Source organism: Pseudomonas sp. NPDC079086 (assembly GCF_044542155.1).
Taxonomy (GTDB): domain Bacteria; phylum Pseudomonadota; class Gammaproteobacteria; order Pseudomonadales; family Pseudomonadaceae; genus Aquipseudomonas.
The window spans coordinates 1,363,534-1,388,744 of the sequence record NZ_JBITTY010000001.1; the positions used below are offsets into that span (position 1 = coordinate 1,363,534).

Annotated in this window: 22 protein-coding genes, 1 tRNA gene and 1 pseudogene; 20 read left to right on the forward strand and 4 right to left on the reverse strand. The window is 59.7% G+C overall.

The window, feature by feature from the left end:
* Positions 1 to 8: 8 nt before the first annotated feature.
* The 12 genes and pseudogenes from ACIGEK_RS06350 to ACIGEK_RS06405 all read left to right on the forward strand — a co-directional run bounded on the left by ACIGEK_RS06350 (position 9) and on the right by ACIGEK_RS06405 (position 13,136).
* A complete protein-coding gene (locus tag ACIGEK_RS06350) occupies positions 9 to 1,439 on the forward strand; it encodes an N-acetylmuramoyl-L-alanine amidase (protein WP_397492484.1) in 1,431 nt (476 codons plus the stop codon).
* Complete coding sequence (gene mutL, locus ACIGEK_RS06355) at positions 1,436 to 3,313, forward strand: DNA mismatch repair endonuclease MutL (RefSeq protein ID WP_397492485.1); 1,878 nt, start codon at positions 1,436 to 1,438, stop codon at positions 3,311 to 3,313. Before ACIGEK_RS06350 ends, mutL begins: the two co-directional genes overlap by 4 nt.
* A 28-nt stretch (positions 3,314 to 3,341) precedes the next feature.
* Entirely contained in the window at positions 3,342 to 4,319 is a 978-nt protein-coding gene (miaA, locus tag ACIGEK_RS06360) for a tRNA (adenosine(37)-N6)-dimethylallyltransferase MiaA (RefSeq protein ID WP_397492486.1), read from the forward strand.
* Between the two features lie 101 nt (positions 4,320 to 4,420).
* Positions 4,421 to 4,681, forward strand: coding sequence for an RNA chaperone Hfq (gene hfq, locus ACIGEK_RS06365; RefSeq protein WP_397492487.1), 261 nt, complete (start codon positions 4,421 to 4,423; stop codon positions 4,679 to 4,681).
* A 14-nt stretch (positions 4,682 to 4,695) separates the two neighbouring features.
* The gene (gene hflX / locus ACIGEK_RS06370) at positions 4,696 to 5,997 is read left to right on the forward strand and encodes a ribosome rescue GTPase HflX (protein ID WP_397492488.1); all 1,302 of its coding nucleotides are present in this window, start codon (positions 4,696 to 4,698) and stop codon (positions 5,995 to 5,997) included.
* 96 nt (positions 5,998 to 6,093) lie between these two features.
* A complete protein-coding gene (gene hflK, locus ACIGEK_RS06375) occupies positions 6,094 to 7,251 on the forward strand; it encodes an FtsH protease activity modulator HflK (RefSeq protein ID WP_397492489.1) in 1,158 nt (385 codons plus the stop codon).
* Complete coding sequence (gene hflC / locus ACIGEK_RS06380; RefSeq protein ID WP_090376781.1) at positions 7,251 to 8,120, forward strand: protease modulator HflC; 870 nt, start codon at positions 7,251 to 7,253, stop codon at positions 8,118 to 8,120. Before hflK ends, hflC begins: the two co-directional genes overlap by 1 nt.
* Before the next feature lie 100 nt (positions 8,121 to 8,220).
* The gene (locus ACIGEK_RS06385) at positions 8,221 to 8,406 is read left to right on the forward strand and encodes a DUF2065 domain-containing protein (protein ID WP_090249667.1); all 186 of its coding nucleotides are present in this window, start codon (positions 8,221 to 8,223) and stop codon (positions 8,404 to 8,406) included.
* A 37-nt stretch (positions 8,407 to 8,443) separates the two neighbouring features.
* Entirely contained in the window at positions 8,444 to 9,631 is a 1,188-nt protein-coding gene (locus ACIGEK_RS06390; protein WP_397492490.1) for an ATP phosphoribosyltransferase regulatory subunit, read from the forward strand.
* A 64-nt stretch (positions 9,632 to 9,695) separates the two neighbouring features.
* Entirely contained in the window at positions 9,696 to 10,991 is a 1,296-nt protein-coding gene (locus tag ACIGEK_RS06395; RefSeq protein ID WP_275960557.1) for an adenylosuccinate synthase, read from the forward strand.
* Positions 10,992 to 12,080: 1,089 nt separating this feature from the next.
* Positions 12,081 to 12,278: pseudogene (locus tag ACIGEK_RS06400) on the forward strand (HAMP domain-containing protein); the annotation flags it as partial.
* Complete coding sequence (locus ACIGEK_RS06405; protein ID WP_397493091.1) at positions 12,252 to 13,136, forward strand: methyl-accepting chemotaxis protein; 885 nt, start codon at positions 12,252 to 12,254, stop codon at positions 13,134 to 13,136. The pseudogene ACIGEK_RS06400 and the gene ACIGEK_RS06405, both read left to right, overlap by 27 nt.
* Positions 13,137 to 13,239: 103 nt before the next feature.
* Here the strand turns inward: ACIGEK_RS06405 and ACIGEK_RS06410 are convergent.
* Positions 13,240 to 13,326 (reverse strand) — tRNA-Leu (locus ACIGEK_RS06410).
* A gap of 215 nt (positions 13,327 to 13,541) precedes the next feature.
* On the opposite strand from ACIGEK_RS06410, the gene rnr reads away from it, so the two are divergent.
* The 7 genes from rnr (at position 13,542) to dnaB (ending at position 20,687) form a co-directional block, all read left to right on the forward strand.
* Positions 13,542 to 16,088, forward strand: a complete 2,547-nt coding sequence (gene rnr, locus ACIGEK_RS06415) for a ribonuclease R (protein WP_397492491.1) — start codon at positions 13,542 to 13,544, stop codon at positions 16,086 to 16,088.
* On the forward strand, positions 16,085 to 16,840 hold the full coding sequence (gene rlmB, locus ACIGEK_RS06420) for a 23S rRNA (guanosine(2251)-2'-O)-methyltransferase RlmB (RefSeq protein WP_397492492.1): 756 nt from the start codon (positions 16,085 to 16,087) through the stop codon (positions 16,838 to 16,840). Before rnr ends, rlmB begins: the two co-directional genes overlap by 4 nt.
* A gap of 253 nt (positions 16,841 to 17,093) precedes the next feature.
* Complete coding sequence (rpsF, locus tag ACIGEK_RS06425; protein WP_397492493.1) at positions 17,094 to 17,516, forward strand: 30S ribosomal protein S6; 423 nt, start codon at positions 17,094 to 17,096, stop codon at positions 17,514 to 17,516.
* Positions 17,517 to 17,544: 28 nt separating this feature from the next.
* Entirely contained in the window at positions 17,545 to 17,775 is a 231-nt protein-coding gene (gene rpsR, locus ACIGEK_RS06430; protein WP_069519637.1) for a 30S ribosomal protein S18, read from the forward strand.
* 36 nt (positions 17,776 to 17,811) lie between these two features.
* Positions 17,812 to 18,705: a hypothetical protein gene (locus ACIGEK_RS06435; RefSeq protein ID WP_397492494.1), complete on the forward strand. Its 894-nt coding sequence runs from the start codon at positions 17,812 to 17,814 to the stop codon at positions 18,703 to 18,705.
* A gap of 21 nt (positions 18,706 to 18,726) precedes the next feature.
* Positions 18,727 to 19,173 (forward strand): 50S ribosomal protein L9, encoded by a 447-nt coding sequence (gene rplI / locus ACIGEK_RS06440; RefSeq protein WP_298186889.1) that lies wholly within the window; start codon positions 18,727 to 18,729, stop codon positions 19,171 to 19,173.
* A 119-nt stretch (positions 19,174 to 19,292) separates the two neighbouring features.
* A complete protein-coding gene (gene dnaB / locus ACIGEK_RS06445; RefSeq protein ID WP_090249643.1) occupies positions 19,293 to 20,687 on the forward strand; it encodes a replicative DNA helicase in 1,395 nt (464 codons plus the stop codon).
* A gap of 33 nt (positions 20,688 to 20,720) precedes the next feature.
* Here the strand turns inward: dnaB and ACIGEK_RS06450 are convergent, their stop codons facing one another.
* Both ACIGEK_RS06450 and ACIGEK_RS06455 read right to left on the reverse strand, forming a co-directional pair.
* The gene (locus ACIGEK_RS06450) at positions 20,721 to 21,422 is read right to left on the reverse strand and encodes a helix-turn-helix transcriptional regulator (RefSeq protein ID WP_397492495.1); all 702 of its coding nucleotides are present in this window, start codon (positions 21,420 to 21,422) and stop codon (positions 20,721 to 20,723) included.
* A 63-nt stretch (positions 21,423 to 21,485) separates the two neighbouring features.
* A complete protein-coding gene (locus ACIGEK_RS06455; RefSeq protein ID WP_160013040.1) occupies positions 21,486 to 21,851 on the reverse strand; it encodes a VOC family protein in 366 nt (121 codons plus the stop codon).
* 250 nt (positions 21,852 to 22,101) lie between these two features.
* Between ACIGEK_RS06455 and alr the strand changes: the two genes are divergently transcribed.
* Positions 22,102 to 23,181, forward strand: a complete 1,080-nt coding sequence (alr, locus tag ACIGEK_RS06460) for an alanine racemase (RefSeq protein ID WP_397492496.1) — start codon at positions 22,102 to 22,104, stop codon at positions 23,179 to 23,181.
* 1 nt (position 23,182) lies between these two features.
* Here alr and ACIGEK_RS06465 read toward each other — a convergent pair whose 3' ends face one another.
* Complete coding sequence (locus ACIGEK_RS06465) at positions 23,183 to 25,087, reverse strand: diguanylate cyclase domain-containing protein (RefSeq protein ID WP_397492497.1); 1,905 nt, start codon at positions 25,085 to 25,087, stop codon at positions 23,183 to 23,185.
* Between the last annotated feature and the right edge of the window lie 124 nt (positions 25,088 to 25,211).

Below are 25,211 nucleotides of genomic sequence, written 5' to 3' on the forward strand. Positions count from 1 at the left end.
CAATAACAATGGGGTTGGCTATGCGCATAAGCGCGCGTTTCATCGCAATTGGAGTGGCATTGATCGGCTTGAGTGCCGATGTGCTTGCCGCTTCAGATGTGCGCAGTGTGCGGCTTTGGCGTGCACCGGATAACACCCGGTTGGTGTTCGACCTGTCTGGCCCTGTTCAGCACAGCGTATTTCAGCTTTCGGCGCCGAATCGTATTGTTATTGACGTCAATGGCGCCAAATTGGCAACCAGCCTTGATCAGCTCGCCCTGAGTAATACCCCAATTACAGGTGTGCGCTCAGCGCAGCGCACGCCTGAAGACTTGCGCGTGGTCATTGACCTCTCGGCGTCGGTAACGCCGAAGAGCTTTACTCTGGCGCCCAATCAGCAATATGGCCATCGCCTGGTTGTCGATCTGTTTGACCAGGAGAGTGGCGCGGCACCAAGCCTGCCAACTACCCCCGTGACGGCAGCGCCTCAGTTGCCCGTTACGCCGACGCAAGCGCCGCCGAAGCTGACACCGGTACCCAATGGTAAACGCGATATCGTGATTGCCATCGACGCGGGGCATGGCGGTGAAGATCCGGGTGCGCTGTCGCCGGTCAAGGGTCAGTTCGAAAAGCATGTGACTCTGGCGATTGCCAAAGAGCTGCAGCGCCAGGTGAATGCCGAGAAAGGTTTTCGCGCAGAACTGGTGCGCACCGGGGATTACTTTATTCCGCTGCGTAAGCGCACCGAGATCGCCCGCAAGAAAGGCGCGGATCTGTTCGTTTCAATCCATGCCGATGCTGCGCCGCGGGCTGCGGCATTCGGGGCGTCGGTGTATGCCCTGTCGGACCGTGGTGCGACCTCGGAAACTGCACGCTGGCTGGCCGACTCGGAGAACCAGTCCGACCTGATCGGTGGTGCAGGCAATGTCAGCCTGGACGACAAGGACAAGATGCTTGCCGGAGTGCTGCTTGATCTGTCGATGACTGCCTCGCTGTCATCCAGTTTGAATGTCGGTAACAAGGTGCTGGGTAATATGGGGCGGGTGACACCGCTGCATAAGCGCCGAGTGGAGCAGGCTGGTTTTATGGTGCTGAAATCGCCGGATATTCCGTCGATCCTGGTTGAAACCGGTTTTATCTCCAACCCTAATGAGGCCCGCAAGCTGGCCAGCGCAAGCCATCAGCAGGCTCTAGGTCGCTCGATTGTCAGTGGTGTACGACAGTTCTTTCATGAGAACCCTCCACCTGGCACCTATGTGGCCTGGCTGCGTGACAACGGCAAAATTGTCATGGGGCCGCGCGAGCATGTGGTCAGCTCTGGCGAAAGCCTGGCGCTGATTGCCCAGCGTTATCAAATCAGTCTGACGGCCCTGCGCAGTGCCAATTCATTGAAGGGCGATGTAATCAAAGTGGGCCAGCGTATCCAGATTCCTGCTACTGCTCTGGCTGTACAGCCATGAGTGAAGCAGTGCGTATCCAGCTGCTCAGCCCGCGGCTGGCGAACCAGATTGCTGCCGGTGAGGTGGTTGAACGTCCGGCTTCGGTGATTAAGGAGTTGTTGGAAAACAGCCTGGATTCTGGCGCCAAGCGCATCGAAGTGGATGTCGAGCAGGGCGGCGTCAAGCTGCTCAAGGTGCGTGACAACGGCAGCGGCATTTCCTCGGACGACCTGCCGCTGGCGTTGGCCCGCCATGCCACCAGCAAGATCCGTGAGTTAGAAGACCTTGAGCAGGTCATGAGTCTGGGCTTTCGTGGTGAGGCGCTGGCGTCGATCAGTTCGGTGGCGCGCTTGACCCTGACCTCACGTACGGCCGATGCCGAGCAGGCCTGGCAGGTGGAAACCGAAGGTCGCGATATGCAGCCACGAGTACAGCCTGCTGCGCACCCCGTTGGCACCTCGGTGGAAGTGCGCGACCTGTTCTTTAATACGCCGGCGCGGCGCAAGTTTCTTAAAACTGAAAAAACCGAATTCGATCATCTGCAAGAGGTGATCAAGCGCTTGGCCCTGGCGCGCTTTGACGTAGCCTTCCATCTGCGCCACAACGGCAAGACCGTGCTCGGGTTACACGAAGCGCCGGATGAGCAGAGTCGCGCGCGGCGGGTGGCCTCGGTCTGTGGCCCAGCTTTTTTGGAGCAGGCGCTGCCCATCGACATCGAGCGTAACGGCCTGCATCTGTGGGGCTGGGTTGGTTTGCCGACCTTTTCCCGGAGCCAGGCTGATCTGCAGTATTTCTATGTCAACGGGCGCATGGTGCGCGACAAACTGGTCGCCCACGCGGTGCGCCAGGCCTACCGCGATGTACTGTTCAATGGTCGCCATCCGACTTTTGTGCTGTTTCTCGAGATTGATCCCTCTGTAGTCGATGTCAATGTGCACCCGACCAAGCACGAAGTGCGCTTCCGTGATGGGCGCATGGTGCATGACTTCCTCTATGGCACGCTGCACCGTGCGCTTGGCGAGGTACGCCCGGAAGATCAGCTGGCGGCCCCGGCGACGGTCAACGAAATGCTGCGGCCGACCGGTCAGGCCGCCGGTGAGTTTGGCCCGCAGGGTGAAATCGGCTTGGCTGCCAGTCTGCTGCAACCCGCGCCCAGCAGCTCACCGTGGCGTTCGCCAGGAGCCGGTTATCAGGGTGCTCGTCCCGAAGCGGCCTTGCCGGCCGCCGAAGCCCAGGGTGCCTATCGTGAGTTTTTCTCGCCGATGGCCGCCGCGCCGGCGCCCGCGGGTTTGCCTGATGCGCAGGGTGATATCCCGCCTCTCGGCTATGCCATCGCTCAGCTCAAGGGCATCTACATTCTCGCCGAGAACGTCCAGGGTCTGGTGGTGGTGGATATGCATGCGGCCCATGAGCGCATTACCTACGAGCGGCTTAAAGTTGCTATGGCCAGTGAAGGCCTGCGCGGTCAGCCGCTGCTAGTGCCGGAGTCGATTGCTGTGAGTCAGCGTGAGGCTGACTGCGCCGAAGAGCATGCCGAGTGGTTCCAGCGTTTGGGTTTTGAACTGCAGCGTTTTGGCCCGGAAACCCTGGCGATCCGCCAGATTCCCGCGTTGCTCAAACAGGCTGAGGCCACTCGTCTGGTGCAGGATGTGCTAGGTGATCTGCTCGAATACGGCACTACCGACCGCATTCAGGCGCACCTCAACGAGCTGCTCGGCACTATGGCCTGTCACGGTGCAGTGCGCGCCAATCGGCGGCTGACCCTGCCGGAAATGAATGCCTTGCTGCGCGATATGGAGCACACCGAGCGCAGTGGTCAGTGCAACCATGGTCGTCCGACCTGGACGCAGATGGGCATGGATGATCTGGACAAGCTGTTCCTGCGCGGCCGTTAAACGCCGCGCCATTTAGAGACTTTTGAGCATGTCCGAGCGCCTGCCACCGGCGATCTTTCTGATGGGGCCTACTGCAGCCGGCAAGACCGATCTTGCTATTGAACTGGCACGTGTACTGCCATGTGAGCTGATCAGCGTGGATTCGGCGCTGATCTACCGCGATATGGACATCGGCACCGCCAAGCCCGACAAGGCCACCCTGGCCGAGTTTCCTCATCGTTTGATTGATATCCGCGATCCGGCCGAGAGCTATTCGGCGGCCGAATTCCGGGCCGACGCCTTAGCGGCCATGGCCGAGATCACTGCGCGCGGGCGTATTCCGCTGCTGGTGGGCGGCACCATGTTGTATTTCAAGGCGTTACTTGAGGGTCTGGCCGAAATGCCCAGCGCCGATGCGGTGTTGCGCTCCGAGTTGGAGGCGCGTGCCCAGGCCGAAGGTTGGGAGGTGCTGCATGCCGAGCTGCGTGCGGTCGATCCGGAGTCGGCTACGCGCATCCACCCAAATGACCCGCAGCGCTTGATTCGCGCCCTTGAGGTCTATCACCTGAGCGGGCAGAGCATGACCGCTCATCGCCTGCGCCAGGCGACAGAAAATACTGCTGGTGGCGCATCGGCCGCGCGCCAATTCCCCTATACTGTGGCGCAATTGGCCATTGCTCCGGCGCAAAGGCAGCTGTTGCACGAGCGAATTGCTCTGCGATTTCGCTTGATGTTGGAACAGGGGTTGGTTGCCGAGGTCGAACGCCTGCGTCAGCGAAGTGACTTGCACGTCGGTCTACCGTCTATACGGGCGGTGGGGTATCGACAAGTCTGGGATTATCTGGACGGCAACCTCGACGCCGAGCAGATGCAGGAGCGCGGCATTATCGCTACGCGCCAGCTGGCCAAGCGACAGTTCACCTGGTTACGTGGTTGGCAGCAGGATGTGCACTGGCTCGATAGCGCCGACTGCGACAATCTGCCGCGTGCCTTGAAATACCTGGCAGCGGTCTCCATATTGACCTGAGACCTTGCCGTTGGCCGTCTATCCTTGGGGGTATGACGGCTTTATGCCGTTCGTTGGTTTACTAAAATTATTGAAAATTGATCCTTAAAGGAGTGCGGCACATGTCAAAAGGGCATTCGCTACAAGACCCTTACCTGAATACCTTGCGTAAGGAACGCGTCCCGGTTTCTATTTATTTGGTTAACGGCATTAAGCTGCAAGGCCAGATCGAATCTTTCGACCAGTTCGTGATTTTGCTGAAAAACACTGTCAGCCAGATGGTCTATAAACACGCCATTTCCACTGTGGTGCCTAGCCGTCCGGTGCGTTTGCCGAGCGCCAGCGAAACCGAGCAAGCCGAAGCTGAGCCTGGTAACGTCTGATTTAGGAGGCTGCATTGTTCTTCGAGCGCCATGAAGGTGGAGAGCGGGCCATTCTGGTACACCTGGACGGCCAAAATTCCGAGGCGCGCGAGGATCCGCAGGAGTTTCAGGAATTGGCTATCTCGGCCGGTGCTGAAACCATTGCGTTCCTCAGTGTTCCGAGCAATCGGCTGACGGCCAAGTACCTGATCGGCAGTGGCAAAGTTGAAGAGTTGCGTGACCAGGTCAAGGCCGCCGAGGCTGACCTGGTTATCTTCAATCACGTGCTTACGCCGAGCCAGGAGCGCAACCTTGAGCGTGCTTTCGAGTGTCGAGTATTGGACCGTACCGGTCTGATTCTCGACATTTTTGCTCAGCGCGCGCGTACCCATGAAGGCAAGTTGCAGGTCGAGCTGGCCCAGCTCGACCATATGAGTACGCGGCTGGTGCGTGGCTGGACCCACCTTGAGCGGCAGAAAGGTGGTATCGGTCTGCGCGGTCCGGGTGAAACCCAGCTGGAAACCGACCGCCGCCTGCTGCGCGTGCGAATTCGGCAGATCAAGCAGAAGCTGGAGAAGGTGCGCAGTCAGCGTGAGCAGGCGCGGCGCGGCCGTCAGCGTGCGGATATCCCTTCGGTGTCACTGGTGGGCTACACCAACGCCGGCAAGTCGACTCTGTTCAATACTCTCACCACATCGGACGTTTACGCGGCCGATCAGCTGTTCGCCACCCTCGATCCCACGCTGCGTCGTCTAGAACTGGATGATCTCGGGCCGATCGTGCTCGCCGATACTGTGGGCTTTATCCGGCATTTGCCGCACAAGCTGGTTGAGGCGTTCCGCGCCACGCTTGAAGAGTCGAGCAACTCAGATCTGTTGCTGCACGTAATCGACTCCCATGAGCCTGAGCGCGATCAGCAGATTGAGCAGGTGTTGGCGGTGTTGGGCGAGATTGGTGCCCATGAGCTGCCGACGCTTGAGGTGTATAACAAGCTCGATTTGCTCGAGGGTGTGGAACCGCAGATTCAGCGCGATGCCGATGGCAAGCCGCAGCGGGTCTGGTTGTCGGCGCGTGACGGGCGGGGTTTGCCGTTGCTGCGCCAGGCTATCGCCGAGCTGTTGGGCGATGATCTGTTTGTCGCTACATTGCAGCTACCGCAGCGCCTGGGGCGTTTGCGTGCACAGTTCTTTGCGTTGGGGGCGGTTCAGAGTGAGTCGCATGCCGAGGACGGTAGCAGTCTGCTGGCCGTGCGTTTACCGCGGATCGAGCTGAATCGACTGGTCAGCCGTGAAGGGCTGAAGCCGCAGGAGTTTATCGAGCAACACACTTTGCAATAAAGCCTGCGTCAGCGACTTTGCCGCTGGTTGCATGCATTCTGTAGCATTGGCGGGCGCGCCGTGGGCGCGTCTTTGCTTTATCAGATGGAGAGCGCTATGGCTTGGAATGAGCCGGGTGGCAACTCGAATAATCAGGATCCATGGGGTGGCCGTAAGAACGGTGATCGCAAGGGGCCGCCGGATATCGATGAGGCCTTCCGCAAGCTGCAGGAGAGCCTGAATGGGCTGTTCGGTGGCGGCAAGAAACGAGGTGGCGAGACTGGCTCGGGCAATGGCGGCGGCTTTGGCTTGCTGTTCGTAGGCCTGGGGCTGCTGGCTGCGGTCTGGCTGTACAGCGCGATCTATGTCGTTGATGAGCAGGAGCAGGCCGTGGTGCTGCGCTTCGGCAAATACTACGAAACTGTCGGTCCTGGCCTGAATATCTATTTCCCGCCGATTGATCGCAAGTTCCAGGAGAACGTCACCCGCGAGCGTGCTTACAGCAAGCAGGGGCAGATGTTGACCGAGGACGAGAACATCATCGAAGTGCCGTTGACCGTGCAGTACCGGGTCAGCAACTTACAGGATTTCGTCCTCAACGTTGATCAGCCGGAAGTCAGTCTGCAACATGCGACCGACAGCGCCGTGCGTCATGTGGTGGGTTCCACCGAGATGGATCAGGTGCTGACCGAAGGCCGTGAGCTGATGGCCAGTGAGGTCAAGGATCGCTTGCAGCGTTTCCTCGACAACTACCACACCGGCATCACGGTGACTCAGGTCAACTTGCAGAGTGCGGCTGCGCCGCGCGAAGTACAGGAAGCCTTCGATGACGTGATCCGTGCCCGTGAAGACGAGCAGCGTGAGAAGAATCAGGCAGAAACCTACGCCAATGGCGTGGTGCCGGAAGCCCGTGGTCAGGCGCAGCGTCTGATTGAGGATGCCAGCGGTTACCGTGATGAAGTGGTTTCCCGCGCACAGGGTGAGGCAGATCGCTTTACTGCATTGGTCACTGAGTACCGCAAGGCGCCTGAGGTCACTCGCGAGCGTCTGTATCTGGACACCATGCAAGAGCTGATGAGCAATACCAGCAAGGTGCTGGTGACTGGCGACAAGGGGCAGAACAACCTGCTTTATCTGCCGTTGGACAAGATGATAGATGGTCGCAGCTCCTCTGCACCTAGCTCGATATCTGGCTCTGCAAGTACTGCAGATGCCGGCTCGCGGGTAACTACCGATCCGCGTCAGGTTGAACTGCGTACAAGGGAGAGCCGTTGATGAGCAATAAATCGCTGATCGCCCTTATTGTTGGTGTGGTGCTGGCGCTGGTCGCCTGGAATAGCTTCTATATCGTTTCGCAGACTGAGCGTGCGGTGCTGTTGCAGTTCGGTCGTATCGTCCAGCCGGACGTGCAGCCTGGTTTGCATGTGAAGGTTCCGTACGTCAACCAGGTGCGCAAGTTCGATGCGCGTCTGCTGACCTTGGATACTGACAGCTCGCGTTTCCTTACGCTGGAAAAGAAAGCGTTGATGGTTGATGCCTTCGCCAAGTGGCGAGTGCTGGATGCCGAGCGCTATTACACTGCAACCTCTGGCATGAAGCAGATTGCCGACGAGCGTCTAGCGCGTCGTCTTGAAGCCTCCCTGCGTGACCAGTTCGGTAAGCGCACCCTGCATGAGTCTGTGTCGGGTGAGCGCGATGCGCTGATGGCAGATGTGACCGCCTCCTTGAATCGTGCTGCGCAGAAAGAGCTGGGTATCGAGGTTGTTGATGTGCGCGTCAAGGCCATCGACCTGCCGAAGGAAGTTAACCGTAGCGTGTTTGATCGCATGAGCTCCGAGCGTGAGCGCGAGGCGCGTGAGCACCGCGCCAAGGGTAAGGAGCTGGCCGAAGGTATTCGTGCCGACGCCGACCGCCAGCGTCGCGTGTTGCTGGCTGATGCCTACCGCCAGGCTGAAGAGCTGCGCGGTGAGGGTGATGCCCAGGCTGCGGCGATCTATTCCAAGGCGTACGGCATGGACCAGGAGTTCTACTCGTTCTATCGCAGCCTGAGGGCTTATCGCGAGAGCTTCGCCGATAAGCGTGACGTGCTGGTGCTGGATCCGAGCAGCGACTTCTTCCGCTATTTGGAGAAGTCCAAGCCTTAAGTCATCACCCCGGCGGGCAGCCGCCGGGGTGATCCTTGTGGAAAACGTGGTATCATGCGGCAGCCGGGAAAATCCCGGCTTTTTTGCGTCTGTGGGAAGCATGTGGCAGGAATTAGGCATCGCGTTGTGTCTTGTGCTGGTGCTGGAAGGCATCCTGCCCTTCCTGTGTCCGCGCCATTGGCGTGACACGCTTTTACAACTGATGCAGTTGTCTGACAGGCAGCTGCGTCTGCTGGGGTTGGCCAGCATGTTGCTGGGAACAACCGTCCTTTATTGGCTTCACTGAAGGCTTGTGCCGCCCGGTTCAAGAGGGGAATGGCGAAATGGCAACGGTAGACCGCTGGCTGCTGCCAGATGGCATCGAAGAAGTACTGCCACCGTACGCAGGGCGTATTGAAGTGGCGCGCCGTCAGGTGCTGGATCTGTTCCAGCGCTGGGGCTATGAGTTTGTGGTCACACCGCATATCGAGTATCTGGAATCGTTGTTGACTGGCGCGGGCCAGGATCTGGATCTGCGTACCTTCAAGGTGACTGACCCGCTGTCCGGTCGGCAGATGGGCTTTCGTGCCGACATCACGCCGCAGGTGGCGCGCATTGATGCGCATACCCTGCGCCGTGAAGGGCCAAGCCGTCTGTGCTACGCCGGTAGTGTGGTGCATGCCCAGCCGCGTGCGCTGACTACGTCGCGCAGCCCAATTCAGTTGGGCGCCGAACTGTATGGCGACGCCAGCCCGGCCAGCGATGTGGAAGTGATCAGCCTGCTGGTCAACACCCTTGAGCTGGCTGCGGTGCCGGATGTGCACATGGATCTTGGTCATGTCGGTATCTATCGTGGCCTGGCGCGCGCCGCCGAGCTGTCTGGCGAGGTCGAGCAGCAGCTGTTCGATGCGCTTCAGCGTAAGGCGATGGATGAGGTTATCGAGCTGACCGAAACCCTGTCGGATGACCTGCGCAAGATGCTGCGTGCGCTCAGTGAGCTGTGCGGTGGTCGGGAGGTGTTGGATCTGGCTCAGGCTTGCCTGGTCGATGCGCCTGATGACGTACATGCGGCGCTGGATGATCTGATGGCGATTGCCGACGCACTGAGCTTGCGCTACCCGGAATTACCGCTGTACTTCGATCTTGGCGAGCTGCGCGGCTATCACTACCACACAGGTGTGGTGTTCGCGGCCTTCGTCCCGGGCGTGGGCTATGCCATCGCCCAGGGCGGACGCTATGACGACATCGGCGCCGACTTTGGCCGAGCACGTCCGGCGACAGGCTTCTCCACTGACCTGAAAACCCTGGTAAGCCTGGGGCAGATGCCGTTGGGTGAAGAGCCGGCCGGAATATGGGCGCCGGATAACCATGATGTGTTTTTGTGGCAGGCGATTGTGCGTTTGCGTCAGGACGGTCAGCGCGTGGTTCAGGCATTGCCTGGGCAAGTCGCGGCTGACGCCGAGGCGGCAGGTTGTGATCGTCAGTTGCTGTTGCGTGATGGTCGCTGGCAGTTGGCAGCGCTGACTGCCTGAGCGGTCGTGCGAAAAGTTTCCGTCGGCTGTGGCCGGCATCAAGTTTGCGAAGAGGGTTAGTGTTATGGGTAAGAATGTCGTAGTCCTGGGCACCCAGTGGGGCGATGAAGGCAAGGGCAAGATCGTCGACCTGCTGACCGAACAGGCTGCAGCTGTTGTGCGTTATCAGGGTGGTCACAATGCTGGCCACACCCTGGTGATCGACGGCGAAAAGACCGTTCTGCACCTGATTCCCTCCGGCATCCTGCGCGAAAATGTGCAGTGCCTGATCGGCAACGGCGTAGTGGTTGCGCCCGATGCGTTGATGCGTGAAATCATCAAGCTGGAAGAGAAGGGCGTGCCGGTGCGCGAGCGTCTGCGTATCAGCCCATCCTGCCCGCTGATCCTGCCGTATCACGTGGCCCTCGATCAGGCGCGTGAGAAAGCTCGCGGTGATGCAAAGATCGGCACCACTGGCCGTGGTATCGGTCCGGCTTACGAAGACAAGGTGGCGCGCCGTGGTCTGCGCATTGGCGACCTGTTCCACCGTGAGCGTTTCGCCGCCAAGCTTGGCGAATTGCTGGATTACCACAACTTCGTACTGGTCAATTACTACAAAGAGCCGGCCATCGATTTCCAGAAGACACTCGACGAGTGCATGGAATACGCCGAGCTGCTCAAGCCAATGATGACCGACGTGACCGCCGTGCTGCACGACATGCGTCGTGAGGGCAAGGACATCATGTTCGAAGGTGCCCAGGGCTCGCTGCTGGACATCGACCATGGTACCTACCCCTACGTCACCAGCTCCAACACTACTGCTGGCGGCATTGCCACCGGTTCCGGTTTTGGGCCGATGTACCTGGATTACATCCTCGGTATCACCAAGGCTTACACCACCCGTGTTGGCTCCGGTCCGTTCCCGACCGAGCTGTTTGATGAAACCGGCGCGTTCCTCGCCAAGCGTGGCCATGAGTTCGGTTCCACCACCGGTCGCGCCCGTCGCTGCGGCTGGTTTGATGCGGTGATCCTGCGTCGCGCCATTGAAATCAACAGCATCTCCGGTCTGTGCCTGACCAAGCTCGACGTCCTCGACGGCTTGGAAACCATCCGTATCTGCGTGGGCTACAAAGATCAGAACGGCGAGGTGCTGGTTGATGCGCCGACTGATGCCGACAGCTATCTGGGTCTGCAGCCGGTGTACGAAGAGCTGCCGGGTTGGAGCGAGTCGACCCTGGGTGCGAAAACCCTGGAAGAGCTGCCAGCGGCTGCGCGTGCTTACATCAAACGTGTGGAAGAGTTGGTCGGTGCGCCGATTGATATCGTTTCCACTGGCCCGGACCGCAACGAGACTATTGTGTTGCGCCATCCGTTTGCCTGATAGTCATAGGCAGTGCACAGGGGGTCGCCAATTGGCGGCCCTTTGTCGTTTCTGGTTGGAGTAAAAATGGCTGTGGACCATTTTTAGTGTCGTGTCGTTACGGCCCTTAAGGTGGTTGTCATGGATGGTGAGCCATAAAAAATTCGGGCTAGGCTTCATAAATCAGCTTCCCCGCCGTTATAGGCATTACCGTTGTCAGGAGTGTCTGCCGTGTTTGCCATTATTTCTGTGTTACGCAGTCGCCTGCTGTTGCCGGTGTTTCTCGCGCTGGGTGTGGCCCTGCTGGTGCAGGTCGTTGTGGCTGTGGCGTTGACCCGCACCACAGTGGCGACGCTTGAGGCGGATTTGGCCAAAGGCATGCAGGCCGATACGGCGCGTCTGGTTGGAGAGCTGACCAAGGCCGGAGATGAGGTGCGTGGTGGCCTGGACAGCCTTTCCGCCAGCACTCAGGCGCAGTTAGCCAAAGGTCTTTCCGCTCGGCTGGCTGAGGAGCAGGCGCAGATTCGTGGCGTGCTGGACAGTAACCTCAAGCGTTCTGCCGATGAGTTGGCGCAGTTGCTCTCGGCGGTTGCGCCGAAGGCGATCTGGGACGCTGATGTACCGGCGCTGACCGAGTTGGTGCGTGGCGCCCATCGCAATCCGGCTGTGCTGTTTGCGGTGTATCTCGATGCGCAAGGCGAGCGCCTGACGCGTCACCTCAATCGGCAGGATTCCCGCGTCCGTGCGCTAATGGCCAAAGGCGAAGGCGGTGGTGCGTTGGATAAGGTGTTGCAGGCCGCCGCCAATGATCCGGGCGTGTATATCGCCGAGGCTGCGATCAGCCCAATGGGTTCGGATATTGGCAAGGTTCTGTTAGGGGTATCCACTGCTTCTGTGGATGAGGAGTTGGCGAAGCTGGATCAGCGCTTTGTCAGTCTGATCGATAGCAGTGGGCAGCTGGTTTCCGACAGTTTGAGTGGCGCAGCCACCAGTAGTGCGGATGCCTTGGCAGCGCGCTTGAGTGTTGCGCGTGAGGCGGCCGGCGGTATGGAGCAAAGCAGCCGTAAAGTGGTACAGCAGGCTGCGGCAGGCTTGCGTTGGAATATCAGCATGGGCCTGGCGGTGGTGGCGCTGGTGATTCTGCTGGTATTGGCGTTGGTGCTGGGGCGACGAGTAGTCAGCAAGCTGCATACCTTGATTGCGGTGCTCAATGACTGGGCGGCGGGCGAGGGTGATCTGACGCGTCGGGTCGAGCTCAATAGTCGTGATGAAATTGGTGACATGGCAGCGGCAGTTAATCGCTTCGTCGCCAAGTTGCAGCCTATTGTGCGTGAGGCGGGTGAGGTGGCATCGCTCACTGGGCAGGAAATCGGCAATCTGGCCTCGCGCAGTGCGGCTGCCGAGTCGGCTGCTGAGCGCCAGCGTGATGAAGTGGCGGGCAGTCTGCAGGCGCTGGCGGAAATGGCCGGTGAAGCGCAGGCGGAAAGCCAGGCCATGCGCGAAGCGTTGCAGCGCGTCGGTGCTATTCGTCAGGCTGCGGATGACAATGCCGCGATTGCGCTGCGCGTAGGTGGCTCGATCGAGGAGCTGGTGCGGCGTGTGGAGACTGGAGCTGCAGTCATCGAACGCCTGGCCAAGCAGAGCGAGCAGATAGAAGTGGTGCTGACGGTGATTCGCTCAATTGCTGAGCAAACCAATCTCTTGGCCCTGAATGCGGCGATTGAAGCGGCGCGGGCGGGTGAAAGTGGTCGTGGTTTTGCCGTGGTAGCGGATGAGGTGCGTGCGCTGGCGAGCAAGACACAGCAATCAACCGGCGATATTCAGACCCATATCGGCGCGCTGCAGCAGGGTGCGCGCGAGGCGGTTGAGGCGATCAGCCAGGCTGGCAAGCAGGCGGATCAAGGTCTGGCGGCATTGCGCGAAAGTGCGCGTGTTCAGCAATCAGTGCGTGAGGCGGTTGAAGAGGTGCATGGTGCAATCAACACTGCTACCGAGGCTGCGGCGCACCAGGCTGATGGTGCCGACGCCGTGCGTGGGCGCGTTGAGGTGATTCATGTCGAGGCGCAGCGTGCAGCGGAGGCTGTAGCGGCGACGGCGAATAGCGGTAGGGTGCTGGATGGCCTGGCGAAGAAGCTCAAGGCCAGTCTGGGGCAGTTTCGCGTTTAAACCGATTGAGGGTGGGCGCCTCTGGCGCTCGCCGGATGGTTGCTTCGTGATGGATTAAATCGCAGGCAATAAAAAACCGAGCCAGTGGCTCGGTTTTTTGAATTGGTGCCCAGGAGAAGACTCGAACTTCCACGACCGTAAGGTCACCAGCACCTGAAGCTGGCGTGTCTACCAATTTCACCACCTGGGCATTGATTGCAAAACTTGCTTATTTGCTATCAACTACAACTCGGTTAACTTCGTTTCCCGTCGTTGTGGCGCGCATAATACGGATCGGGTTTTTACTTGTAAACCCCTGTTGTTAAAAAATTTTATTCTGTGTGCCGGGCTGACCTGGACAGTGGTTTCGCGCTTCAATAGGCACATGGCAAACCGAATTTGTGTAGATAAGGTGAATTACCTCTAATGGCCGATTGGCAATCCCTCGATCCCGAGGCCGCTCGTGAAGCGGAAAAATACGAAAACCCCATTCCAAGTCGCGAGCTGATCCTGCAGCACTTGTCTGACCGTGGCTCCCCGGCGAGCCGTGAAGAGCTTGCCGATGAGTTTGGCATGGCCACTGAAGAGCAGCTCGAAGCGCTGCGTCGCCGTCTGCGCGCTATGGAGCGCGATGGCCAGTTGATCTATACCCGTCGTGGCACCTATGCCCCAGTCGACAAGCTTGACCTGATTCTCGGTCGGGTCAGCGGGCATCGCGATGGCTTTGGCTTTCTCGTGCCGGATGACGGCAGCGACGACCTGTTCCTGAGTCCTGCGCAAATGCGTTTGGTGTTTGATGGTGACCGTGCGCTGGCGCGGGTTTCCGGCCTCGACCGTCGTGGTCGTCGCGAAGGTGCTGTGGTTGAAGTCATCTCCCGCGCCCACGAAAGCATCGTTGGTCGCTATTACGAAGAAAGCGGTGTCGGCTTTGTCGTCGCTGACAACCCGAAGATTCAGCAGGAAGTGCTGGTAACGCCGGGGCGTAATGCGGGCGCCAAGCAGGGGCAGTTCGTTGAGGTGAAAATCACCCACTGGCCGACTACGCGCTTTCAGCCGCAGGGTGATGTCGTTGAGGTTGTTGGCAACTATATGGCGCCGGGTATGGAAATCGACGTTGCCCTGCGCAGCTACGATATCCCCCACGTTTGGCCCGAGGCTGTAGTCAAAGAGGCGCGCAAGCTCAAGCCTGAAGTCGAGGAAAAGGATAAAGAGAAGCGCATTGATTTGCGCCATCTGCCGTTCGTCACCATCGACGGTGAAGACGCCCGCGACTTCGATGATGCGGTGTACTGCGAGAAAAACGGCAGTAACTGGCGGTTGTTTTCCGGCGGCTGGAAGCTCTATGTCGCCATTGCCGACGTTTCTCATTATGTGAAGATCGATTCGGCGCTGGATGCCGAAGCTCAGGTGCGCGGCAACTCAGTGTATTTCCCGGAGCGGGTTATCCCGATGCTGCCGGAAGAGTTGTCCAACGGCCTGTGCTCGCTGAATCCGCATGTTGATCGTCTGGCCATGGTCTGCGAGATCAGTATCTCGAAGACCGGCAAGATGACCGATTACCAGTTCTACGAGGCGGTGATCCATTCTCACGCGCGACTGACCTACAACAAGGTCAGTGCCATGCTTGAGCAGCCCAAGGGCAGCGAAGGCAAGGCCTTGCGTGGCGAGTACAAAGAAGTGCTACCGCACCTCAAGCAGCTGTATTCGCTGTATCAGGTGCTGCTGGCGGCGCGCCATGAGCGCGGCGCCATTGATTTTGAAACCCAGGAAACCCGAATCATTTTCGGTGCTGGACGCAAGATTGCCGAGATCCGCCCAACTCAGCGCAACGATGCGCACAAGTTGATCGAAGAATGCATGCTGGCTGCCAACGTGGCCACTGCGGCATTTATGCAGAAGCATGAAATCCCGGCACTGTATCGCGTGCATGACTGCCCGCCGCCTGAGCGTGTGGAGAAACTCAAGGCGTTTCTCACTGAGCTGGGTCTGTCGTTGCACCGTGGCAAGTCCAAGGATGGTCCGTCGCCGAAGGATTACCAGCTGCTGCTGGAAAGCATTCGTGAGCGGCCGGATTACCACCTGATCCAGACCGTGATGCTGCGCTCGCTCAGTCAAGCGGTGTACAGCGCTGACAATCAGGGCCACTTCGGCCTGAATTACGAGGCGTATGCGCACTTCACCTCGCCGATTCGACGCTACCCGGATCTGCTGATTCATCGGGCGATTCGCAGTGTGGTTCGTTCCAAGCTCGATACACCGCACGTCAAGCGTGCCGGTGCGACGATTATGCCGCGAGCGCGAATCTATCCGTACGACGATGCGATTCTCGAGCAGCTTGGCGAGCAGTGCTCGATGTCCGAGCGGCGCGCCGATGAGGCCACCCGCGATGTGGTGAACTGGCTTAAGTGCGAGTTTATGAAAGATCGCGTTGGCGAAACCTTCCCGGGCGTGATCACTGCGGTGACTGGTTTCGGTCTGTTCGTCGAGTTGAAGGACATCTACGTCGAAGGCCTGGTGCATGTCACCGCCTTGCCGGGTGATTACTACCATTTTGATCCCGTGCATCACCGCCTGGCTGGCGAGCGTAGTGGTCGCAGTTTCCGCCTGGGCGATAGCGTTGAAGTCAAGGTCATGCGCGTCGATCTGGACGAGCGCAAGATCGACTTCGAGCTAGCTGAAGGCAAAACGGCTGTACCGGCTGGTCAGCGCCGCGGTGGTTTTGAATCGGCGGCTGGCAAAACCGGGCGTCGCGGCGAGCGTGCGGCGCCAGGTAATGCCGATGTTGAGAAAAGTCGTGCGCTGAAGAAGTCGCTGCTCAGCGACTCGAAAAGTAAAGCCGGCAAAGGCTCTGCCAAGAGCGAGTCGGCAAAGCCTGCCAGCAAAGCAGGCAAGCCGGGCGCGCATCGCAAAGGTGCGCCTGCGGGTGGTGCGCCGTCTTCTGGCGGTCCACGCAAGCGTAAGGCGAAGTCATGAGTCAGCTGGAAAAAATCTACGGCGTACATGCGGTAGAGGCATTGCTGCGTCATCACCCGAAACGGGTCAAGCAAGTCTGGTTGGCCGAAGGGCGAAACGATCCGCGGGTGCAAACCCTGCTGGCGCTAGCGGCGGATGCGCGCGTTGCCGTTGGTCAGTGTGAGCGTCGCGAGATGGATGCCTGGGTCGAGGGTGGTGTGCATCAGGGCGTAGTCGCCGATGTCAGCCCCAGTCAGGTCTGGGGCGAGGCGATGCTCGACGAGCTGCTTGATCGTACCGAGGGCGCGCCCTTGTTGCTGGTGCTCGACGGCGTGACCGATCCGCACAATCTCGGTGCTTGTCTGCGCACCGCCGATGCGGCCGGTGCGCTGGCGGTGATTGTGCCGAAGGACAAGTCCGCCACGCTCAACGCTACCGTGCGCAAAGTCGCCTGCGGTGCGGCTGAAGTAATTCCGCTGGTGGCGGTGACCAACCTGGCGCGTAGCTTGGAGAAGCTCCAGCAGCGCGGGTTGTGGGTTGTTGGCACGGCCGGCGAGGCTGAGATGGAGTTGTACGAGCATGATCTGACCGGGCCGACCGTGTTGATCATGGGGGCCGAAGGCAAAGGCATGCGCCGCCTGACCCGTGAGCATTGCGATTATCTGGTCAAACTGCCGATGGCGGGCAGTGTCAGCAGCCTCAACGTGTCGGTGGCCACAGGTGTGTGTCTGTTCGAGGCGTTGCGTCAGCGCAAGGCTGGCGGCAAGAAGTAAAACGGTGTGGGCGCCCATAGGGCGCTCGCTTCGGTTGAGCTGCGGTAGTGGCTTTCCTGCTCGAGCATTCGCGCCGAGTTGTTCAAATAATCACCAGTTCACCTTGCGTGTAGCGGGGGGCTTCACTAGAATGTTGCCCCTTGCCGCGACGGCAGGCGTATTTGCGCCTTTCTGTTTCAGCAAGACAAACAAGTGAAATTCACTCCTTGCCTGACCGCATTTAGCGGCAGGCTACAACCCGTAAGGAGCATTTATGCGTCATTACGAAATCATCTTTCTGGTTCACCCGGACCAGAGCGAGCAAGTCGGCGGCATGGTTGAGCGTTACACCAAGCTGATCGAAGAAGACGGCGGCAAGATTCACCGCCTGGAAGATTGGGGCCGTCGTCAGTTGGCTTACGCCATCAACAACGTCCACAAAGCTCACTACGTGATGCTTAACGTTGAGTGCACTGGCAAAGCCCTGGCTGAGCTGGAAGACAACTTCCGTTACAACGATGCCGTGATCCGTAACCTGGTCATCCGTCGCGACGAGGCCGTTACTGACCAGTCCGAGATGCTCAAGGCCGAAGAAAACCGCAGTGAGCGCCGTGAGCGTCGTGACCGTCCTGAAAACGCCGATTCTAACGATGGCGATGACAGCGACAACAACGACAGCGACAACGCTGACGAGTAATCCACGGATCTATTGAGGAGCCACTCTCATGGCACGTTTCTTCCGTCGTCGTAAATTCTGCCGTTTTACTGCAGAAGAAGTGAAAGAGATCGATTTCAAAGATCTCAACACGCTGAAAGCTTACATCTCGGAAACCGGCAAGATCGTTCCTAGCCGTATCACCGGTACTAAGGCTCGTTATCAGCGTCAGCTGGCTACCGCTATCAAGCGCGCCCGCTTCCTGGCCCTGCTGCCTTACACCGACAGCCACGGCCGCTGAGACCGGATGTTCGACAAGAAGTAAGGGATAAATTGCATGCGCGCCATAGCTGAATTCATTATGCGCGGCCGTATGCAGGCCACTCTTGTAGTGGTGGTTTCTGCGGCGTTGCCGCTGTTGTTTTGGTTAAGTGCTGCCGCTGGAAGCCTGGTGCTTCTGCGGCGCGGTTGGAGTGATGCTTTCGGCATCCTCGCCTGGGCCCTGCTGCCGGCCATTGGCTGGTGGTATTTCGGTGAGCCGCGCACCCTGTTGGTGTTGCTCGGTGCGCTAGGATTGGCGTTGTTGTTACGCGCCAACCTGTCCTGGAATCGTGTGCTGCTGTGCAGCGTGGCATTGGGTCTGGTGTATGGGCTGGTCTTGGGTGCGGTGTTCCGCGAACCCATCGAGGCAATGGCGCTTGAGCTGCAAAAGCTTATGCCGCAAATGCTTGATGGGGTTCACCAACAGATGTCGGTGGATGAGCGAGCGCGTCTGGATAGCCTGATTGCACCGGTACTGACCGGATTGATAGCAGCGTTGTTGCAGATAGTCAGTCTGTTGAGCCTGATGCTTGGGCGCTTCTGGCAGGCGCAGTTGTATAACCCGGGTGGTTTCGGTCGCGAGTTTCGCGCGCTACGCCTCCCGACCCCGCTGGCGATGTTGCTGCTGGTTGGCATGCTGTTGGGGCCCAATCTGGGTCCGCAAATGGCCATGTTGACGCCGTTGTGCAGTGTGCCGTTGGCGTTTGCGGGCATCGCCCTGTTGCATGGGGTGGTGGCGCAAGGTCGGCTAGGCAAGTTCTGGCTGGTCGGGTTGTACATCACGTTGTTGCTGTTTATGCAGCTGACTTATCCGTTACTGGTGATTTTGGCCATTGTCGACAGTCTGCTTGATTTTCGTGGTCGCTTTGAGCGCAAACAAGGCTCGGGCCCTACGAACGGTGAAGGTTAAAAGTTAAGAGGTTATTACCAAATGGAACTGATCCTGCTGGAAAAAGTCGCCAACCTGGGCAACCTGGGCGATAAAGTGAATGTTAAGGCCGGTTACGGTCGTAACTTCCTGCTGCCATTCGGCAAAGCAACTGCTGCAACCCCAGCCAACGTGGCTGCGTTTGAAGCGCGTCGTGCCGAACTGGAAAAACTGGCTGCCGAGAAGAAAGCGTACGCTGAATCCCGTGCTGCTCAGCTGGCTGAACTGGAAGTCACCATCACCGCTACCGCGGGCGATGAAGGCAAACTGTTCGGCTCCATCGGTACTCACGACATCGCTGAAGCCCTGACCGCCTCCGGCGTTGAAGTGGCTAAAGCTGAAGTGCGTCTGCCGAACGGCACCATTCGCCAACTCGGCGAATACGACGTAGCCGTGCACCTGCACAGCGACGTTGAAGCAACCGTTAAGGTTGTCGTAGTAGCAGCCTAATAAGCTTGCGACTAAGTGGGCTTGCACTCAGGTGCCGGGCCGCTAACAATCAGGCACGACATTGCGCAAGCGATGTCGTGCCTTTTGTTTTGTGAACACAGAATTTTGCCCAGAGCCTTATGAACGACATCAGCCTGCCCGAACAGTACGACCTGCAAACCTCAGCCCTGAAGGTGCCGCCGCACTCGATCGAGGCGGAGCAAGCCGTATTGGGCGGCCTGATGCTCGACAATAATGCCTGGGAGCGGGTGCTCGATGCGGTGTCCGATGGCGACTTCTATCGACACGATCACCGCCTGATCTTCCGCGCGATCTTCAAGCTGGCCGAGCGCAACCACCCTTTCGACGTGGTCACTGTGTCCGAGCAGCTGGACCAGGAAGGGCAGCTGTCGCAAGTCGGCGGTCTGGCCTACCTCGGCGAGCTGGCGAAGAACACGCCGTCGGTGGCCAACATCAAGGCCTATGCGCAGATCATTCGTGAGCGCGCCACGTTGCGCCAGTTGATCGGCATCAGCGGCGAAATTGCGGACAGCGCCTATATGCCGCAAGGCCGAACCGGCGCCGAGATTCTCGATGAAGCCGAGCGTCTGATCTTCCAGATCGCCGAGGCACGGCCGAAGACCGGCGGCCCGGTAGGCATCAACGATATTCTGGTCAAAGCCATCGACCGTATCGACACTCTGTTCAATGCTGGCGACGCGATCACCGGTCTGTCCACCGGCTTTACCGACCTAGACAACCTGACCAGCGGCCTGCAGCCGGCGGACCTGATCATCGTCGCCGGTCGACCGTCGATGGGTAAGACTACCTTCGCCATGAACCTGGTGGAAAACGCCTTGATGCGCAGCGACAAGGTGGTGATGGTGTACTCGCTGGAGATGCCATCTGACTCCATTGTCATGCGTATGCTCGCCTCGCTGGGGCGTATCGACCAGACCAAGGTACGTGCCGGCCGTCTGGACGACGACGATTGGCCGCGCCTGACCTCAGCGGTCAACCTGCTCAACGACCGCAAACTGTTTATCGATGACACCGCCGGTATCTCGCCCTCGGAGATGCGCGCGCGTACTCGCCGCCTGGCCCGTGAACACGGCGAGATCGGCCTGATCATGGTCGACTACCTGCAGCTAATGCAGATTCCTGGCTCCAGCGGTGACAGCCGAGTGAACGAGATTTCCGAAATCTCCCGCTCGCTCAAAGCCCTGGCCAAGGAATTCAACTGCCCGGTGATTGCCCTGTCGCAGCTTAACCGTGGCCTGGAGCAGCGCCCGAACAAGCGCCCGATCAACTCCGACTTGCGCGAATCCGGGGCAATCGAGCAGGACGCCGACATCATCATGTTCGTTTACCGCGACGAGGTGTATCACCCCGAGACCGAGTACAAGGGCGTGGCCGAAATCATTATCGGCAAGCAGCGTAACGGCCCACTGGGTACGGCACGGCTGGCGTTTCTCGGCAAGTTCTCGCGCTTTGAGAACCTCGCACCGGGCAGCTATCAGTTCGACGACGAGTGATCTGATGGGCTCTAGGCTGTGATTTTCAGGCGTTTAGCTTTTGTACAACGGTGCGGTGGCGTGCCCACCTAGATACGGTTTGAGGTAGTCCTCCAGGCGTTGGCCTTCCACCGCTTCAAAGGTCTCCGCGCGGTTCTGCAGCTGCTCCACGCGGTCGATGCGAAAGTTACGAAAGTCGTTGCGCAGTTCACACCAGCTGCACAAGGTCCAGGTTTGCCCCCAGAAGAACAGCCCTAGCGGCCAGACGCAGCGTTGGCTGCTTTTTCCGCGTTCATCGCGGTAGCTAATCAGTAGTTTGTGGTGCTGGCGTATGGCCTGGCGTAGTTGGCCGAGCCAGTGCACAGGGTTCGGATTGGTTTCGGGGGCAAACAGCTGGTTGCGATTGAGCTCATCGCGCAGCTCATTGGGCAGCACGCTGTGGATCTTCGCCAGTGCCGATTCGGCCGCCCGTTGCAGTTGTGGGTCCGCCCAGGCCTTGACCATGCGTGCGCCCACCAGCAGTGCCTCAATCTCTTCGCGCTCGAACATCAAAGGTGGTAAATCCATTGGCTGGCGCAGCACGTAGCCGACACCTGCTTCACCTTCCAGAGGAACTCCGGAAAGGGAGAGATCCTGGATATCGCGATAAATAGTGCGCACCGATACTTGCAGGCGCTCTGCCAGCCACTGGGCGGTGGTCAGGCGACGGCTGCGCAGAAACTGCACGATTTGAAATAGACGGTCGGCGCGCCTCATGTTCTCTCAGGTGCTCTCGCTCTGGGTTACCGGGCGCGCTGATGCACGCCCAGAATGCTGGGTTTAGGACATGCTGTGCAGGCCCACTTCATTACCTTCACTGTCTTTTATCACAGCGATAAAGCCATGCGGCGCGATGGACATCTTACTGTGGATGATCACGCCCCCAGCCGTGGGAACCCGGTTCACCACGGCATCCAGCTGGCCCTCGACGTTCAGGTAGATTCGGGTGCCGCCAATGCCGCTCTGTTGCTCGGCTGATTCACTCAGGCAACCACCGACGCCGCTTTCTTGTGCATAGGGGAAAAGCGCGACGCGTCCGCCCATGCCATCCATTGCCTCCAGCGGCGTTGCCAGAACGCGTTCATAGAAGCCACGGGCACGCTCGAAGTTGCTGACAAATAGTTCGAACCAGTTGATCGCATTCATTTTCTCTCTCCTTGAAGGTTAGGGTGCGACAGGCAACGGCAGTATCTGACGGCGCGTTTTAGCCTGTGGAACCCACTCTAGGGGAGCGCTACTGACAGCTTATTGTCAGTAGTGTCTGCGTCGCTGCAAATAAATTTGCGTCGCTAGCTGCGGCGCCGGGGGTATGCGGGGCGCGGCGGGTTGCCTGGTGCTTGCAGCTCTGGAGCGGAGGGTTAAGATGCTCCGCTTTAGCCTGCCGTGGAGCCCGACCATGCGTCCTCTAGTTGCCACTATCGACCTGTCAGCCATCGCCCATAACTACGCCGTGGCCAAGCGCTGTGCGCCGGTGCGGCAGGCGTTTGCGGTGGTCAAGGCGAATGCCTACGGGCATGGCGTGCGGGAGGTAGTAACTGCACTTCACGATCTGGCCGATGGTTTTGCTGTAGCCAGCCTGGAAGAGGCCGCCGAGGTGCGGGCATTGCACGGTACGGCACGGATTCTGTTGCTCGAAGGTTGTTTTGACGCGGATGAGTACGTGTTCGCTGCGCAGTTAGGCCTGGATGTGGTGCTGCACAGCGAGCTGCAGGCGCAGCAATTGCTCGCCGCCAGCTTGGCACGGCCGTTGAGTCTGTGGATGAAGCTGGACAGCGGCATGCATCGGCTCGGCTTCAGCGCCTCTGCAGTGCGCGCGTGGCATGGTCGTTTGCAGGATGCAACACAGGTGGCCGAGCTGAATCTGATCAGTCACTTCGCCTGTGCCGATGAGCGCGGTAGCGAGACCACCGAACTGCAGCTGGAGCAGTTTCTCGATCTGCTGGATCTGGATTTCGCTCAGCGCTCATTGGCCAACTCGGCGGCGATCCTGACCATTCCAGCGGCGCATATGGATTGGCTGCGTCCGGGCATCATGCTTTACGGTGCGACGCCTTTTGCTGACCTCAGTGCACTTGAGCTGGGCCTGCGTCCGGCGATGAGTCTAGCCGCGCAGCTGATTGCCTGCCGCGATGTGGCAGTGGGCGAAGCGGTCGGCTATGGCGGCACCTGGCGCGCTGAGCGGCCGTCGCGTATCGGCACGGTCAGTTGTGGTTATGCCGATGGCTATCCGCGACATGCGCCGGCTGGCACGCCGGTTGTCGTGTGTGGCCAGCGAGTGGCGCTGGTCGGGCGGGTGTCCATGGATATGCTGACGGTCGACCTGACTGACGTGCCCGATGCGGTAGTGGGCGATGCAGTCGAGCTGTGGGGCGCGCAGTTGCCAGTCGATGAGGTGGCGCAGGTCGCTGGCACTATTGGCTACGAGCTGCTCAGCAAGGTCACCGCGCGGGTGCCGCGGCGTTATCGCAACAGCTGAGTCAGAGCAGGCCGCTGGGCACGCTGAGCACATCCAGGTGCAGGCGCGCGCTGTTGCTCAATTCGCCGTCCTCACCACACACCGCCGAGCCTGAACGGCCGCGAGTCTTGACCCGGTAGAGCATCTCGTCGGCCGCCTTGTACAGCGCGGTAAAGGTGCCGGCGTGTTGCGGGTACAGCGCCACGCCGATGCTGATGGTCACGGTCAGCCGTTCGGCGCCGTACATTACCGGTTTGGCCAGCTCGGCGAGCAGGCGGTTGGCGATTTCCCGGGCGTGCTCTTCGGCGTCGGCACCGCACACCAGTACGGCGAACTCATCGCCGCCCAGGCGCGCCACGGCGTCACCCGAGCGCACATGCTCGCGCAGGCGCAGGGCGATCTGTTGCAGCATCAGGTCACCGGCGTCGTGGCCGTGTTTGTCGTTGATCGGCTTGAAGTGGTCGAGGTCGATCAGCAGCAGGGCAATCGCTTCGCTGTGCCGACGGGCGTTGGCTAGTGCGGTTTCGCAGCGCTCGACCAGATAGCGGCGGTTTGGCAACTCGGTCAGGGGGTCGTGAAACGCAGCGTGTTGCAGAGCTTGTTCACGTTGGCGCAGGCGCTCATTGGTGGCGGCCAGTTCAGCGGTGCGCAGATCAACCGAGCGCTGCAGGTCGGCGGCATTGGCCTGAGCCAGAGCCAGGCGCGCGGTTTTTTCGCGGTCGGCCTGGAGGATCGCGTCGGCCTTCTCCTGCTTGAGAATCTGTATGCGGTAGGCCAGGGCGAAGGAGAACAGGATCGCTTCAGCTGCGACGGCCAGTGGGAACAGGTAGGCGGTGGACTCGCCCGGCTGCACCACGCCAGCGGCGCGCAGCACCAGAATCACAAAGCTCAGCAGTACGCTGCCGTAGCCCAGCAGATAGAACAGCGCCGGGGTAAAGCCCTGTTTCCAGCGGATGGCTGCGCTAAGCAGCAGGGTGGGCACGGTAATAATCGGGATCAGCCCGATCAGCATGCCCGTTTCGCTGCGATAACCCGCCAGATTGACCGCCAGGGCCAGCAGGTAGACCGCGATACAGCCGTTGAGGATGTGATGGGCAATGCGCAAGGTGGTACGGGTGGACAGCAGCTCCTGGGCAAAACGCAGGATGCCCAGGCTGACCAGAATGGGCAGGGTGATACGGTCCAGCCAGGTGGGCACCGGGCCATTGGGCCAGAGGTACTGGAAGCCATGGCCGCTCATGCTGGCGATAAATACCAGAGAGGCCGCCATGGTCAGCACATACCAAAGGTACGCCGGGTCGCGCAGGGCCAGAAGGATAAACAGGTTGTACAGCAGTAGGGCGAGGATCACCCCGTAGATCAGGCCGAGCACCAGGTGCTCGCGCTTGGCCAGTTGTTCGAGGTCGTGCAGCTGCCAGATGCGCAGCGGGAAGGAGTTGCCCGCCGGATCAAAGGTGCGCAGGTAAATGGTTTGCGCCTGCTCGCCGAGCGGAGGCAGGCGGAATACCGCGCGGCGGTAATCGTGGTCGCGGCCTGCGGCAAAACCGACGCGCTCACCCGCCTGGCGCCGCTGCCATTGGTCCGTGGCGCTGGGCAGGAAAATCTGCAAATCGAGCAGAGTCACAGCGCCGACCTCCAGCCACCACTGCGCGGGGGCGTCACTGGCGCGTTGCAGGCTGAGCTTGATCCACCAGGGGTTGCTGCTCTGGCCAACACTGGTACGCCCGGCGGCCGGCTGAAAACGGCTTTGCACGGCTGGGTCGGCCATGTCGGCAATGCTCAGTTGGCCGCCCACATCTTCCAGCAGTTCGATCTGGCCATTGAGCACGCTGCCGCTACTTGGCGCGCTCAACAGTGCTGGGCTGGCAACGCTCAGGCCGCTAAACAGGCTCAGCAATAGGAGGGTGGCTAAGGTTAGGCGCTGCACTGCGGACTTCCTGATGTCGAGTGGCGTTTGCGCGAGTATAGGCGCAGCTGTGTGATCGTTCACAGAAGTTGCCGACACGACATTGGTTTGGTGATAACTGTGCTGTGAGCGTTGATCGCTGCCT

What these genes read in the sequence shown, in the direction of transcription:
- hflC (WP_090376781.1), top strand. Translation starts at nt 7,251, where the DNA reads ATGAGCAATAAATCGCTGATCGCCCTTATTGTTGGTGTGGTGCTGGCG.
- ACIGEK_RS06350 (WP_397492484.1), top strand. Translation starts at nt 9, where the DNA reads ATGGGGTTGGCTATGCGCATAAGCGCGCGTTTCATCGCAATTGGAGTG.
- ACIGEK_RS06450 (WP_397492495.1), bottom strand. Translation starts at nt 21,422, where the DNA reads ATGAGGCGCGCCGACCGTCTATTTCAAATCGTGCAGTTTCTGCGCAGC.
- ACIGEK_RS06395 (WP_275960557.1), top strand. Translation starts at nt 9,696, where the DNA reads ATGGGTAAGAATGTCGTAGTCCTGGGCACCCAGTGGGGCGATGAAGGC.
- ACIGEK_RS06455 (WP_160013040.1), bottom strand. Translation starts at nt 21,851, where the DNA reads ATGAATGCGATCAACTGGTTCGAACTATTTGTCAGCAACTTCGAGCGT.
- ACIGEK_RS06405 (WP_397493091.1), top strand. Translation starts at nt 12,252, where the DNA reads ATGGCAGCGGCAGTTAATCGCTTCGTCGCCAAGTTGCAGCCTATTGTG.
- rnr (WP_397492491.1), top strand. Translation starts at nt 13,542, where the DNA reads ATGGCCGATTGGCAATCCCTCGATCCCGAGGCCGCTCGTGAAGCGGAA.
- ACIGEK_RS06435 (WP_397492494.1), top strand. Translation starts at nt 17,812, where the DNA reads ATGCGCGCCATAGCTGAATTCATTATGCGCGGCCGTATGCAGGCCACT.
- rplI (WP_298186889.1), top strand. Translation starts at nt 18,727, where the DNA reads ATGGAACTGATCCTGCTGGAAAAAGTCGCCAACCTGGGCAACCTGGGC.
- rlmB (WP_397492492.1), top strand. Translation starts at nt 16,085, where the DNA reads ATGAGTCAGCTGGAAAAAATCTACGGCGTACATGCGGTAGAGGCATTG.
- miaA (WP_397492486.1), top strand. Translation starts at nt 3,342, where the DNA reads ATGTCCGAGCGCCTGCCACCGGCGATCTTTCTGATGGGGCCTACTGCA.
- alr (WP_397492496.1), top strand. Translation starts at nt 22,102, where the DNA reads ATGCGTCCTCTAGTTGCCACTATCGACCTGTCAGCCATCGCCCATAAC.
- rpsR (WP_069519637.1), top strand. Translation starts at nt 17,545, where the DNA reads ATGGCACGTTTCTTCCGTCGTCGTAAATTCTGCCGTTTTACTGCAGAA.
- dnaB (WP_090249643.1), top strand. Translation starts at nt 19,293, where the DNA reads ATGAACGACATCAGCCTGCCCGAACAGTACGACCTGCAAACCTCAGCC.
- rpsF (WP_397492493.1), top strand. Translation starts at nt 17,094, where the DNA reads ATGCGTCATTACGAAATCATCTTTCTGGTTCACCCGGACCAGAGCGAG.
- hflK (WP_397492489.1), top strand. Translation starts at nt 6,094, where the DNA reads ATGGCTTGGAATGAGCCGGGTGGCAACTCGAATAATCAGGATCCATGG.
- ACIGEK_RS06390 (WP_397492490.1), top strand. Translation starts at nt 8,444, where the DNA reads ATGGCAACGGTAGACCGCTGGCTGCTGCCAGATGGCATCGAAGAAGTA.
- mutL (WP_397492485.1), top strand. Translation starts at nt 1,436, where the DNA reads ATGAGTGAAGCAGTGCGTATCCAGCTGCTCAGCCCGCGGCTGGCGAAC.
- ACIGEK_RS06385 (WP_090249667.1), top strand. Translation starts at nt 8,221, where the DNA reads ATGTGGCAGGAATTAGGCATCGCGTTGTGTCTTGTGCTGGTGCTGGAA.
- hfq (WP_397492487.1), top strand. Translation starts at nt 4,421, where the DNA reads ATGTCAAAAGGGCATTCGCTACAAGACCCTTACCTGAATACCTTGCGT.